The organism is Cellvibrio polysaccharolyticus (genome assembly GCF_015182315.1).
Lineage (GTDB): Bacteria > Pseudomonadota > Gammaproteobacteria > Pseudomonadales > Cellvibrionaceae > Cellvibrio > Cellvibrio polysaccharolyticus.
Genome location: NZ_PRDL01000001.1, coordinates 1,868,329 through 1,881,660, shown reverse-complemented (window position 1 = coordinate 1,881,660; position 13,332 = coordinate 1,868,329). Strand labels below are relative to the sequence as shown.

Annotated in this window: 10 protein-coding genes; 1 reads left to right on the top strand and 9 read right to left on the bottom strand. The window is 52.2% G+C overall.

What is annotated here, in order from left to right:
• Nucleotides 1-125: 125 nt before the first annotated feature.
• The gene (locus tag C4F51_RS08050) at nucleotides 126-590 is read right to left on the bottom strand and encodes a DUF1289 domain-containing protein (RefSeq protein WP_193908780.1); all 465 of its coding nucleotides are present in this window, start codon (nucleotides 588-590) and stop codon (nucleotides 126-128) included.
• Nucleotides 591-725: 135 nt separating this feature from the next.
• On the bottom strand, nucleotides 726-1,778 hold the full coding sequence (locus C4F51_RS08045) for an SMP-30/gluconolactonase/LRE family protein (RefSeq protein WP_193908778.1): 1,053 nt from the start codon (nucleotides 1,776-1,778) through the stop codon (nucleotides 726-728).
• Nucleotides 1,779-2,061: 283 nt separating this feature from the next.
• Between C4F51_RS08045 and acnB the strand changes: the two genes are divergently transcribed.
• Nucleotides 2,062-4,680 (top strand): bifunctional aconitate hydratase 2/2-methylisocitrate dehydratase, encoded by a 2,619-nt coding sequence (acnB, locus tag C4F51_RS08040; RefSeq protein ID WP_193908776.1) that lies wholly within the window; start codon nucleotides 2,062-2,064, stop codon nucleotides 4,678-4,680.
• 164 nt (nucleotides 4,681-4,844) lie between these two features.
• Here acnB and C4F51_RS08035 read toward each other — a convergent pair whose 3' ends face one another.
• From C4F51_RS08035 to C4F51_RS08005, 7 genes are all read right to left on the bottom strand, one after another.
• Entirely contained in the window at nucleotides 4,845-5,651 is an 807-nt protein-coding gene (locus C4F51_RS08035; RefSeq protein WP_193908774.1) for a hypothetical protein, read from the bottom strand.
• Between the two features lie 109 nt (nucleotides 5,652-5,760).
• Nucleotides 5,761-6,465 (bottom strand): hypothetical protein, encoded by a 705-nt coding sequence (locus tag C4F51_RS08030; RefSeq protein WP_193908772.1) that lies wholly within the window; start codon nucleotides 6,463-6,465, stop codon nucleotides 5,761-5,763.
• A 62-nt stretch (nucleotides 6,466-6,527) separates the two neighbouring features.
• Nucleotides 6,528-6,866, bottom strand: a complete 339-nt coding sequence (locus C4F51_RS08025; RefSeq protein WP_193908771.1) for a PDZ domain-containing protein — start codon at nucleotides 6,864-6,866, stop codon at nucleotides 6,528-6,530.
• Between the two features lie 116 nt (nucleotides 6,867-6,982).
• Nucleotides 6,983-7,318, bottom strand: coding sequence for a gamma-glutamylcyclotransferase family protein (locus tag C4F51_RS08020; protein ID WP_193908770.1), 336 nt, complete (start codon nucleotides 7,316-7,318; stop codon nucleotides 6,983-6,985).
• Nucleotides 7,319-7,586: 268 nt separating this feature from the next.
• Entirely contained in the window at nucleotides 7,587-8,810 is a 1,224-nt protein-coding gene (locus C4F51_RS08015) for a DUF1552 domain-containing protein (protein ID WP_193908769.1), read from the bottom strand.
• A gap of 44 nt (nucleotides 8,811-8,854) precedes the next feature.
• Nucleotides 8,855-12,226 carry a DUF1592 domain-containing protein gene (locus C4F51_RS08010; protein ID WP_193908768.1) on the bottom strand — a complete coding sequence of 1,124 codons (3,372 nt, stop codon included), beginning with the start codon at nucleotides 12,224-12,226 and terminating at the stop codon, nucleotides 8,855-8,857.
• A 21-nt stretch (nucleotides 12,227-12,247) separates the two neighbouring features.
• Nucleotides 12,248-13,240, bottom strand: a complete 993-nt coding sequence (locus tag C4F51_RS08005) for a cellulose binding domain-containing protein (protein ID WP_193908767.1) — start codon at nucleotides 13,238-13,240, stop codon at nucleotides 12,248-12,250.
• Nucleotides 13,241-13,332: the final 92 nt, after the last annotated feature.

The following is a 13,332-nucleotide window of genomic DNA, read 5'->3' as shown; positions in this document are numbered from 1 at the left end:
AAGGTCAGGATCAATCCGTCAGGAGATAAGAGCCAGCAGGCGGCCACAGAAACGGTGCGAAGTTTACACAGAGTCCATAGCCTTTGTGCGGCTATTTTCGCGCCCTGCTGGCAAATAATGGGCACTCAGGTTTTGGGCGGTAAACCCGGTTCAATGTAACGCTCGTAGTGCGCCAGCGATAAGGCGTAATAATCCTGATCAATGAGCTGGCTGATTTGCTTGAGCGATAAATGATGGCTGGCCGGTTGCAAACAAAGGCCGAAAACGCCCAAATCATGAATCTGGCTGGCACCGGCGCGTAATAAATCAAACACCCAGCAATAGGCTGGTTGCTCAGGTTTGAACTGGATTTGCTGATAGCGGATTTGTTCAAGCAACAAACGCTCATCAAGAATTTCAATGTGATTACGGACAATTTGCGACAGGAAGCTTTCCAGCCGGCGGGCGATCAGCAATTTCTGGTCGTGCGAGTACAAGTTCCAGTCAATCACCTCATGGGCAAATCGCTTGCAGCCACGGCAGACACTGTCGCCAATGCCCGTGGAGCAAATACCCACACACGGTGTTTTAACGGGTTTAAATAAAGACATGGGGTTTAACAGCTCACCAAAGTGAACTGACGCCGCAATGGGCGTCAGCTCAAAACAAACAAAAACCGCTCCATGGTTAATACCGCAAACGCATCAGTAGCCGGGCTTTTGCAACACCGGCTCTGCCAACGCGAATTAGTAAGGGAAACCGGCTACGTCCAGCTCCAGCTTCCACACCGAACCGGCACCGGTCAGGTACAGGGTTTTACGCTCCGGGCCACCGAAAGCGGCATTGGTGATGTTGGCATCCACTTTAATGGTTGCCAATTCTTCACCGTCAGGAGAAAACACCCGCGCTTGCTGTGCCAGATGCTCGGTAACGTAAATATTACCCAGGCAATCAATGGCCAACCCGTCGGGCACACGTACATTATCGACCAGGTTTTTACCTTCTCCCGGTACGCCGTCGGCAATCGGATAGGCTCTCAGGAAACCGTTTTCGCCACCGCCCGCCACATAAAGCACATCTTGCGCCGGAGACAAGGCAATGCCGTTCGGGTTGGCGATGGTTTCATCGACCACACTCACTTCGCCGCTGGCACTGACGCGGTAGACACGGGTTTTATCCTGGCCGCCTGGCGCTGCCGAACGTTGGAAATCCGGGTCGGTGAAATACACGCTGCCATCGTGGGCTTCGGTAAGGTCATTCGGTGAGTTAAAGGCATTTTCCTGGTAGATACCGGCAATGTTGGAGCGTTCGCCGGTAGTCAGGTTAAAGCGGGTCAGTGATTTGGTGCTGTGCACCGCGCCGATAATAAAACCGTCGGCATCTACCGCCAAGCCATTACTGCCGCTGTCTTCTATCACGGTGTCCATGGTGGCGTTATCCACCAGGCGCTGAATACGGGAGGGAAAACCGTCTGCGAAGGTGAAGTCGGAAAAATACAGGGCGCCATTCAACCATACCGGGCCTTCGTACAAGCCGGGCTCATCACGGGTGGAGTCGGCGGCATCAACCCGGTCCGCAATCAACCGGCCTTTGGGCGCGGTGCCACCGGTAGACGGGCAGCTCCATTGGGCTTTATCCAGTACCTGCTCTTCGGGCGCGGTTAAAAATGCCGTTTCGGAAGACAGGCTGGAAGCGGTAACCGCTTCCGGTGGCGCTGACTCACTGCAGGCAACCAGGCCGCCTGCCAAAAGTAGGGTTGCAATAGGTGTTAGCGCTGAAAAAATCCGCGTTTTTGTCATGCTGGTCTCCTGAATGGCGGGCAACGGATCACCGGTTACCCTGGGCTCGCTCTGAAAAAATGAAAACATAGCACAGCCCCGCCGCAAAAACTCTTTTCTATTACCGGCTCGAACCATCAACCGCGTCGCGAAAAGTTAACAGAACAAAGGCTTTCATGTATAATTTGCGCCCGATTGTTCGCTCTTGCCAGAGTGTTCAATTTCATCCATGTCGGTCATGGATAGTCTCCCGACGCAGAGATCCTGCCAAGGGAGTAAACTCACAAATCAGAGGAAATAAACCGTGCTTGAAGCCTATCGTAAACATGTCGCAGAACGCGCTGAAGAAGGTGTACCGCCTAAACCGCTAAACGCCGAACAAGTCGCCGGACTGGTAGAATTATTAAAAAACCCACCTGCCAATGAAGCAGAAACCCTGCTTGACCTGATCACCAACCGCGTTCCGCCAGGTGTTGACGAAGCAGCCTATGTAAAAGCTGCTTTTCTGAGCGCAATCCTCAAAGACGAAGCCCAATCTCCCCTCATCGACAAACCTCTGGCCATCAAACTGCTCGGTATGATGCTGGGTGGTTACAACATCGAAACCCTGGTGAACCTGCTGGATAATGCTGAGCTGGCTCCGCTTGCAGCCGAACAGCTCAAGCATACCCTGCTGATGTTTGATGCCTTCCATGATGTGGAAGAGAAAGCCAAAGCCGGCAACGCTGCCGCGCAAGGCGTATTGCAATCCTGGGCAGACGGCGAGTGGTTTACCAAGCGCCCGAAAGTACCGGAAAGCACCAAACTGACCGTATTCAAAGTGACCGGTGAAACCAATACCGATGACTTGTCGCCAGCGCCGGATGCCTGGTCACGTCCTGACATTCCGTTGCACGCCCTGGCCATGTTCAAAATGGAACGTGAAGGCCTGACCCCGGACGAGCCGGGCACCATCGGCCCGATCAAACAAATCGAAGCCCTGAAAACCAAAGGTTACCCGCTGGCATTTGTGGGTGACGTGGTAGGTACCGGTTCTTCCCGTAAATCCGGTACCAACTCGGTACTCTGGTACATCGGTGACGACATTCCGGGCGTACCCAACAAGCGCACCGGTGGTGTGTGTATCGGCAGCAAAGTCGCGCCGATTTTCTACAACACCATGGAAGATGCCGGCGCACTGGTTTTTGAAGCTCCGGTAGATGACCTGAATATGGGCGACGTGATTGATATCCGTCCTTATGAAGGCAAAATCCTCAACGCCGAAACCGGCGCTGTCATTTCCGAATTCGCGCTGAAATCCGACGTACTGCTGGACGAAGTTCAGGCTGGCGGTCGTATTCCGCTGATCGTAGGTCGCGGTTTGACCACCAAGGCACGCGCTTCTCTCGGCCTGCCCGCCTCTACCCTGTTCCGTCTGCCGGAATCTCCGGTTGATACCGGCAAGGGTTACACCCTGGCGCAAAAAATGGTTGGTAAAGCCTGTGGCGTAACCGGTATTCGTCCGGGTACTTACTGCGAGCCTTACATGACCACCGTCGGTTCACAGGACACCACCGGCCCGATGACCCGTGATGAACTGAAAGACCTGGCGTGCCTTGGCTTCTCTGCTGACCTGACCATGCAGTCTTTCTGTCACACCGCGGCTTATCCAAAGCCGGTAGACATCGAAACCCAGCACACCCTGCCTGACTTCATCATGACCCGTGGCGGTGTTTCACTGCGTCCGGGCGATGGTGTAATTCACAGCTGGCTGAACCGCATGTTGTTGCCGGACACCGTAGGTACCGGTGGTGACTCGCACACCCGTTTCCCGATTGGTATCTCCTTCCCGGCCGGTTCCGGTCTGGTGGCGTTTGCTGCCGCTACCGGTGTTATGCCGCTGGACATGCCGGAATCGGTACTGGTTCGCTTCAAAGGCGACATGCAACCGGGCATCACCCTGCGTGACCTGGTGAATGCGATTCCTTTGTACGCCATCAAAGCGGGTTTGTTGACCGTTGAGAAAAAAGGCAAGAAGAACATTTTCTCCGGCCGTATTCTGGAAGTAGAAGGTCTGTCCAACCTGAAAGTTGAACAGGCATTTGAAATTTCCGATGCGTCTGCCGAGCGTTCTGCTGCCGGTTGTACCATCAAACTGGACAAAGCGCCGATTGCCGAATACCTCAACTCCAACATCACCATGCTGCGCTGGATGATCGAACAAGGCTACGGCGATGTTCGCACTCTGGAGCGTCGTGCTCAGAAGATGGAAGAGTGGCTGGCCAATCCTGAATTGATGGAAGCCGATGCCGATGCCGAATACGCTGCTGTTATCGACATTGACCTGGCCGACATCAAAGAACCCATTCTGGCCTGCCCGAACGACCCGGACGATGTAAAAGTATTGTCTGAAGTTGCCGGCGCCAAAATTGATGAAGTATTTATCGGTTCGTGCATGACCAACATCGGTCACTTCCGCGCTGCCGGTAAACTGCTCAACTCTACCAAAAATGAACTTTCCACCCGCCTCTGGATTGCCCCGCCCACCAAAATGGACGAGCACCAGTTGATGGAAGAAGGTTACTACAGCATCTTCGGCGTAAAAGGTGCTCGCACCGAAATGCCAGGCTGCTCACTGTGTATGGGTAACCAGGCGCGTGTAGCCCCGAACTCAACCGTGGTGTCTACCTCTACCCGTAACTTCCCGAACCGTTTGGGTACTGGCGCTGATGTATACCTTGCCTCTGCCGAACTCGCAGCGGTAGCGGCGATTCTGGGTAAACTGCCGAACTTTGATGAGTACATTCAGTACGCAGAAAAACTCGACAGCATGTCTGCTGATGTTTATCGCTATCTCAACTTTAATGAGATCGAAAGCTATCAACGCGCTGCTGACGAAGGCAAGCGCATTGCTGCGGTAGAAATTCAAACTGTAGCAATCTGATTCAGCCGGGCGCTTTGCGCTGACTGATCGCAAAACGGGTCTTTGGTTTTACTGCCGGTTTACCGGCAGCATCTACCAAAGACCCGTTTTTTATGGGTATCGATATTCGCGACAAAAATATCTGCTCGTCACATTTCAAACCATTCAAAAATCAGTCGGTCATTTTAACGAGAGCGATTAAAGCGCTCATTGACTGCCTCATTAACCCGATCCATCATATTTTCACTTTCTGATTTTTCAGCGCACCTGGTCATATACCAATTGCGTGGCCCGCTATCTCGCCCTCGGTCAGCCACCTCCAAACAACCACCGCCCTTTGTTTTTAATCGATCAGAGCCAATGCCGGTGGAATACATATCCAGCCGGGAATCTTCAACCCGCGCTAACGCTGGCTGTTGCTGCAACGCCTTTAGTTGCGAGCGCAACTTCGGATGAAAAACATTTTTTTCAATAACTGACGAATGTGAATAAGCCGATCCACTGTGTTGGCTGGCTGAAATTTCGGACATTTGCTGCGAGGATGAGGGACGATAGCGCCTTGACCGAGCATTGCTCTCATCAGCAATCGGCTCAGTCACAGCAGGAGAGAGAGCAGTTTTTACAGGATGACTTTCCGAAGCGACCTCAGGCACCGCTGATCCAGACGAAACATTATTTGCTTCAACTTCCGGCTCGTTAACAATGACTGGTGACGACACAGAAACATCCGGAACTTCAATAGTGGCAACTTCTTTTTGCGGCACCACCTGAGAAAAAGTCACATGAACAGTGCGCGGAGGTGTTTTCAATGGTGTCTGACGAGGAACGGGAGGAGATGATACCAGCGGTATAATAAGTACCAGCAAAAAGTGCATTGCACATGAAGCAACAACAGCCAGCCATAGTCCATGACTTTTCGTGACCGTCGCTCTTTCGAATTCAATCGGCGGCGCAGCAAAATCAATATCCTTGCGATCAAGCGCTGGCAACATTTTCCAATACCGGCAGGGGGAGTTTTCCTCAGACTGAAGCCGTGATTATTGGTTCATTTTCCCGGCGAGCATTTTAAATGAAAGGAATTAGCCTGATCAGCAGTAAAAATTAATTACTGCGCGCCGAAAAAACGTCAGAGAAATTTTCCCCGGCAGCAATACGCTCCAGATCAGCATAAAAAGTATTGGCATTAATCAACGGGATAACCGCGAGGCGAGCGGCCTGATAATTTTCCAGAACATTGTCACTAAAAAAATCTGCGCCGCTCACTAAACTGCGAACCTGGCTCACCTCCTCATCGGACAGGGCAATATTTTCTGGCAATAACGGCTCCCGATAATCCACGGTAAGAGCAGCGCCCTCATCAAACCATACAGGCATTTCTCTCAAAAAACGCCAGAAGCCGACACGCTGCTGGATTTCTGCATGCAGCCACTCATGCGCAAGCACATCAATATTTTCCCCTTCAGGGCCGAGAATAATACAAGTGCGCCATGGCAGGCGATGCATGGTGGCAGTGTCATTAGCCCCCCACCGTTCTGCCGCCTCAACACTCCCGGCAATCAGGATGCGCGGCCGGGAATGCGGCTCCCCGTACATACGTTCAATACGCAAAGATGCAGCCTGCAACAGATCCTCAATATTTTCGGTAGATGCAGGCTTGTGGTCAGCGCCAATAAAAACATGACCATTCAATCGGGAGTAATCTAATAATGGCAAAATTTCACAAGCCAAAGCATGCCGCTGAAAGCCTGCTCCGACGATGACAAAAATGAAAAAAAGCAGACAACCGCCCCACACCGCTTTTTTCATGGTTACTCCTTTAACAGCCTTTGACCAGGGATAGAGTAAGGCCAGCGGGCTGCTCTTTACCGCTATTCTGCAGTGAGGATGATACTGACGGCTTCGCCATCCTGATTAATTACTTCAAAGGTTGCAGTTTCGCCCGGTTTTTTATTCATTTTCTTTTTGGCTTTGAAGGCAGAACAGCCGGGAATTTCACAGCCGTCAATGCTCACAACTTTATCGCCGGGCTGGATGCCCTGCTTCGCGGCTGATGAGCCAGGTTTTACCGTGGCAACCGTTACAGTCTCCAACCTGGGAGGCAAAAGACCCACGGTGGAAACATCCACCTCCACACCAAAATCACCACTTTTAGCGAAGCTGTGTGAACTTAAGAGCAAACAAGCGAAAACAATGCCCGGATACTTCATATACCAATCCCTTGTAGTCAGGTTTTGAATGATGAAGTAGACATTGCCGTGATCAATATGTTCTGAGTACGAACAGGAATATTATTCGTCAGCCACCCTGAAAACACTGGCACCGGTCAGGCCACAGAAACGTAAACCCAACAGCGCTTGCCAGACAGCAAACTTTCAGCAACTCGCTTGTAATCATCCACCTCGTAAGCATCGGCTTTTTCAAGATCATGGGTAGTTACCTCAAAAACGGTTCCTGCGACTTGATCACGAGAGTTACCGGTATATTTCAGTATCGGGTGATACTTCTGCCCGCTCTCTGCCAGCACGCGCGGATCGGTAATTTCTACCTGCTCTACCACATAGCCGGGAAGCTTATCTGCCGCCCCTTTCAACTCCCGACCAAAGTTGGCGATCTGTACGCTTTTTAACTGCAATGTGCCATAAGAAAAAAGGTATTCCACTAATATTCTCCATAGAAGTTATCTTGAATAGAAATTTGCCAAGCGCAAAAAACGTCAACAATCATCAACGTTCAAAAGCTGCGATTAGACCTGAAGCTCACTATCAGCCTCGTCATTCTTATAACAGCACCATCCCCCTGAAAACAATGGGGCAGCGAGTAATGTTGGATTTCGTATTACAACTGTTTTCGATAGCCAAAAAAAACCACCCCCTGGTTTCAGCCAGGGGGTGGTTTTTTATTACAACCTGAAAACGCTATTAACGGTTTTACAGGTTGGCGATGGTGGAGGTTGACCAGTTGCGGTAGCTGCCGCCTGCCGGGCTTTGATCGGCGCGGAGTTTCAGGCCAATAGTTTGATAAAGCTCGGACTGGGTTTTGCCGCCGATATCCAGCACGCGACCACCGGTAATGCCCGCTCCTGCCACCAGCATAGGCACGTTGCTGTTGCCGTGGGAGTCGGCATCGCCCATGTCAGACACCTGAGTGATAATGGTGGAACTCATCAAACCGCGCTCAATCAGCTTATCGTACAGATACGCCGTCAAGCCTTGCATGTACACAATATCTTCCGTGTAGTGCAACGGCAGGTTGCCCTGATTGTGGTGCGACTGATGCGACTCACGACCCAGTGCATCCAGGAAGTGGGTGTGCGCATCCGTTCCGAAGGCCAGTGATACTGAAGCAGTCAGGTTACAACTCAGCGCCAGCGTCACTATGTCAGCATGCAGCTTGGCGTGCGTGTCAAAACCGGCCACCACCGCACCTGGCGGCTGCGGGCAGGAACCGCCAGGATTGCCACCGCCACTATCAATAGCCGTTTCAATTTCACGAATAGCCGTGAAGTGGCTGTCGAGTTTTTCTTTTTCGTGTTGCCCCAGTTTGGTACGCAGACCGCTGATAGCAGCGTAGTGCAAATCTACCACTGACTGGCGCGGTGCCAGCCCGCCGTCACCACCATTACCACCGCCAGAGCCACCCGAACCACCGGCAAACAATACGTCGAGCGCTGCCTGCGGGCTGGTGATAAGTGGTCGGCCGTTATAGCCTTCACGGCTCAGCGCCGATTCAGCGGTAGTGCCCACGTTGAGGCAGCGCACCGGATAATTGGCACCGATGGTTTTGCCGAGGTTTACGTCAAAGCTGTCATCGGACCAACTGCCGTTGTTAAAACGGTGAAACATCACACCGTGCCCTGCTCCACTCAGCGATGCATTACGCAGCATGGCAAAATGGTTGTAGTGGCGCTGCAAGGGCGCAGACTGAACCGGCAAGCTTGCCCCGGTTGGAAACCATTTATCCGGATGACAACCGCCGCCCGAAAAAACCAGGCAGTGTTTGTTAGGCGTTCCGGACTGGGCTTCTGCAGTGCGCGCCAGCATAACGCCAGCCAGAATGCTGGATGCTTTAATCAGACCGGCCGAGATGCCCGCGTGGGAAATCACTCTGAAAAAATCCCGACGCTCTTTGTCGAAACAATTTTTATATCTCATGTTATTGACTCCAATTCTTTAACAGGACGTTGCGAGGGGCGCGCTTAGCGCGCCCACTCTTGCCGGTACATCACAGAATCCAATGCAGGAATTTCTTCCAGCATGGCGCGTGGGCCGTTCATATTGAGTACGTCTACGAGGTTAGCGACATCACAACGATACGCCTCCTCTTCGGCTTTACTGATGCGGGCATAGCCAACATCCCGTGGTGAATCAATCAGGAAGATGGAGTTGATACCGGAGCTGTAGCTGACAAATTGTGTTGCCAGACAACTTTGCGCCAGACCGGAAACCATCGGATCTTCAACCATGGTTTGCGCCAGTTCGTTCGCGCCATCAAATTGAATCGCAGGCGAATGAATGACACGGTCCGGATCGTTCAGGAATTGCAGTTGCGGGAACGGTGAGAAGAAAGTACCTACGGCATCAATCGGGTTGCCTTTCAAATCAACGGCGCGCAAGCGTCCCAGAGCATCGAAGTTCTCCATTGAACCGCCCAGCGGGTTGATAATTTCGCCGTGACAATTCGAGCAGCTGGTGCCCGAAGTAATGCGGTCGAAGATCATGCGCTGTGTGGTGTGCGGATTTTCGAAGAACTCTCTGTCGCGGGCAGCCAGCGCTTCCCGGTCAAGACTGACACCGGACGGTGGCTCGGGAATGTCCTGACACATGATTCGACGGCGAACTGCAACCGAACGGGTAACCATGTTGGCATCGTCGGCAGTCGCGTAGCGGGACATAAATGCACCGCTGGTAAGAATACCGCCGCGCTCGGAGGTACTGACGCGCGCGAAGCCTTGCGCATCGGCACTACCAGCCATGAAAGGAATGCCGTACAAGCTGGCCAACCGCTGGTTAACATGGGTGTAATGCGGGTTGAAAACCGATGCAAAATTGGTGTCATGCGCCAGCATGGCGTGAGCAAAGTTTTTGCCAAGCTCCTGCTTCATGTCTTGCGCCAATACCGGGAAGTTTGCCACGCCGGATTTTTCTTTAATTTCCAACTGCTCGGTACCCAGCCAGCGGTTCACAAATTCACCCAACAGGGATTTGGTGTGGGTAGACTCCAGCAACATCGATGCATGTTGACGCACACCGAAAGCCGTATCCAGCTCACCGCGCCCGGCCGCGGCCAGCAAATCATCGCCTGGCGTGGTTCCGGTAAAGGTGTAGCTGATGAAGGTTGCCATTTCGTAGCCATTCAATTTGAATGCACCACCACTGGCTTCACCCAACTCGGAACGATACAAAAATTGCGGTGATGACAACATCGCAGCCAGTGCCACTTCCATACCTTCTGCTGTAGTACGACCATCATCTGTACCCAGCGCGACTGCCAAATAGTCAGCACGTTCATCAGCAGTCAGTGGACGACGGAAAATTTTCGGGGCCAGATCGTCTACCAGTTTTGTTGCACAGTTACTATCTGGCGAACAGGCAAGCACATCGTTCCAACGGGTCGCGACATCTTCGGCAATACGTTCCGCGGTGGCGATATAACTGGTGTAGCGCGTCCTATCTACCATCAGGGTATTGTTGTTCATGAAGGTGCCCGCGATGAAGTCATCCGGCAAGCGGGAGACAACATCTTGCGTGTAGCCAACCAGATCCTGCACAGAGCGCTGGTATTCGTTTTTGGTTAACAAACGCAAGGTACGCTGACCATAACTGGCGCCCGGTGCCGGACAGCTGAAATAGGAAACCGGATTATCCGGAATACCATCGGACGGACGGCGCCAGGTATGGATAAAGGCTTCGAGGTCAGCGGCGCATTGACCCGTACAGCTGCCCGGATTACTTTGCGGCATCCACCTGGAAATAAAGTCTCTGAGGATCAGATCCTGATTATCCTGGCTGTGACGGTATACCGAACGGTTGGGGTTCAAGGGTGTAGCCGCCGGTGTGCCGGATGCATTGCGCTCACCATCAACACCATGACAGAACACGCAACCGCGGGTGCTCCACAAGGCCGCACCACTGGTGGCATCGCCGGTGATCGGGCCGTTATCTTCCGAGGATGAACTGGAGGTTGACGATACCGAGCTTGCCGAACTTTCAACACTTGAGGCACTGCCTTCGCTGGACGAGCTGCTGGTGTTACCGGAAGTGTCTTCATACACCAGCGCAACGGCGTTGCTGGCAACAGACGGAACGCTGTCGCGGTAGCTGATAACTTTATAATCGTAGTTACCGAAAACAGCCGGCAGGGTTTCGCTGAAAATTGACGTATTGGCAGCGAGATTGCTTTGCGTTGTCCAGCGGCCATCTGCACCTTTACGACGAACCAGCAGGCCGGTTTCATCTGCATTCAAATTTGACCAGATCAACTCAGCAGAACCAACGTCCTGCACCAGATTACCGGTTAGACCAACTGGCGCTTCGGGAGCCGCAGGCAAGGTAATGGCGGCGATGCCAGTGGGATTATCGCGGGTTAAAAACATCTTGAAATAAATCGGTGTTTTTTCACCAATTGAACTCAGACTGGCAGCCAAACGCAGCGCTTCAACACCGGCATTCAATTCGAAATCAACACTATTGATAACAATCGGGCGGCGCGGTGAGAAGCTGACACTGTTATTGGTGTGCTTGATCAGCGTCACTTCAAAACTGATCGGCTTGTTAATCGCATGCAGAATCAAATTACCGGCCAACGTTTGCTGACTGATACCGCCCACGGGCATGGCATCAATCGCAGCCAGATCCAGTTGCGTGGTGAAATGCAAATTGGGCAAATAACCGGATTCAAACAGCAGATTTTGCATACGGGTATTGCGAATCGCAAAACCGGTAGAAACCGTTGCTAACGGAATCGTCAGTGTGGCATTACCGGCGGCACTGACCGTACCTTGCAACTGCGTAAAGGTATGGCTTTCTGCGTTATCAATATTTTTTACGGTTACAAAATGGAAACTGGATTTTTCAGCTTCCAACAACCAGCGTGCAGCAGTTGCGGGAGCAGGCGCGCTGCTGGAACTGCCTGAACTCGCCGGTGTGCTGCTGGCAACGCTGGAGGATTGACCAGCACTGCCACCGCAATTAACACCGTTCAAGGTAAATTCAGCGGGCAGCTGCGTTCCCGGATTGCTTAAATTGAACCCGAATTGGACAATTTCATTCGCCGGTAAATTACCGTTGTAAGGTGCATTTTTTACGCAAATATTTTTGCCGTTAGCGGTATGTACACCGTCCCACAGTTGGCTGATCACTTCGTTGCCATTAAAAGCCCAGCACACTTCCCAACTGCTGAGTGCGGCGCCCTTATTTTCAACAATGACCTGAGCCTGCCCACCACTGCCCCAGTTGGCGACCGCCGTGTAAGACACGCTACAAACATGTTGCGCCGCAGCGCCAGCAGAAATCAGAGAGCCTAAAGCCAGGCCCATAAAGGCGATTGAGGTTTTGAATAATTTTTTCATGATAGATTCCCAAGCCTCCTGTTAGCGGGCGTCAAAGACAAACGTGAAATCTACCGGAACCGCCGCACTGATCGAGCTCAGATTGACAAGGTTACGCAGCACTTCTACGCCAGCTGTGAGGTTGAAATCGGTAGCGCGCGTTAATACCGGTGCCATGCTTTGCACCAGAATGCGCGAATCGGAAAGCCGTTGTACCGACACCAGAGCGCTTACCGTTTTGGTGACGCCATGCAAATCCACGTCAGCGCTGACATTGGTTTGGGCGGTTTGGCCCACTGCCAGCGTATTCAATACGGTGGCAGGCACATTGACGGTAATCGTCGCCGAGGGGTAATAAACCGTTTCAAACAGGAAATCGCGAACGCGTTGGTCGCGAAGGTTAACACCGGTTTTCACGGTATTAAGATCAATAGAAACGCGCGCAACACCGTCATTACCAATTGAACCGCTCAGCGCGGTAAAATGGTGCAGCTCTACGTTATGGGTATTTTTGGTGGTCACAAAATTTAAATAGGAAGCCGTGCCATCAAGATCCCAGGCGGCCTGATTGCCAGCAGAAGAACTGGAACTGCTAACCGACGAAGAACTGGCAGATTCGCCACACACATCACCGGTAACTTGCACAACTTCAGCAGACGCACTGCCTTTGGTTCCCTGAAAACCCACCTCAACACTTTGATTGGGTTGAATGTTGCCATTCCAGCCAAGGTTGGATGCCGAATAAGGGTTATCACCACTGTAATTGGCATTCCAGTAACTGGTGAGGCGATTATCGCCACTGTATTGCCAACTGACATTCCAACCGTTTATCGGCGTGGTGCCGGTATTGGTAATACGGATGTTGGCGGTAAAGCCGTCATTCCATTGATTGGTAATCACATATTCACACCCGGCCTGCACCTGGGACGAAAATGTGGCGGCTGTCACCAGAACAAGACCCGCCAGCGATAAACATCGGCTTGCCTTTTTCCTTCGCTGCACGGTTGTTAGCGGGGGGACGGAAATTCTACTCATGGTATCTTCCTCTTTTTTTAGTAAACACCGGCATTACCCGGCAATGTTCCATCAAAAAACTGCAATCATCACAATCGCACTCGCCGACCGAC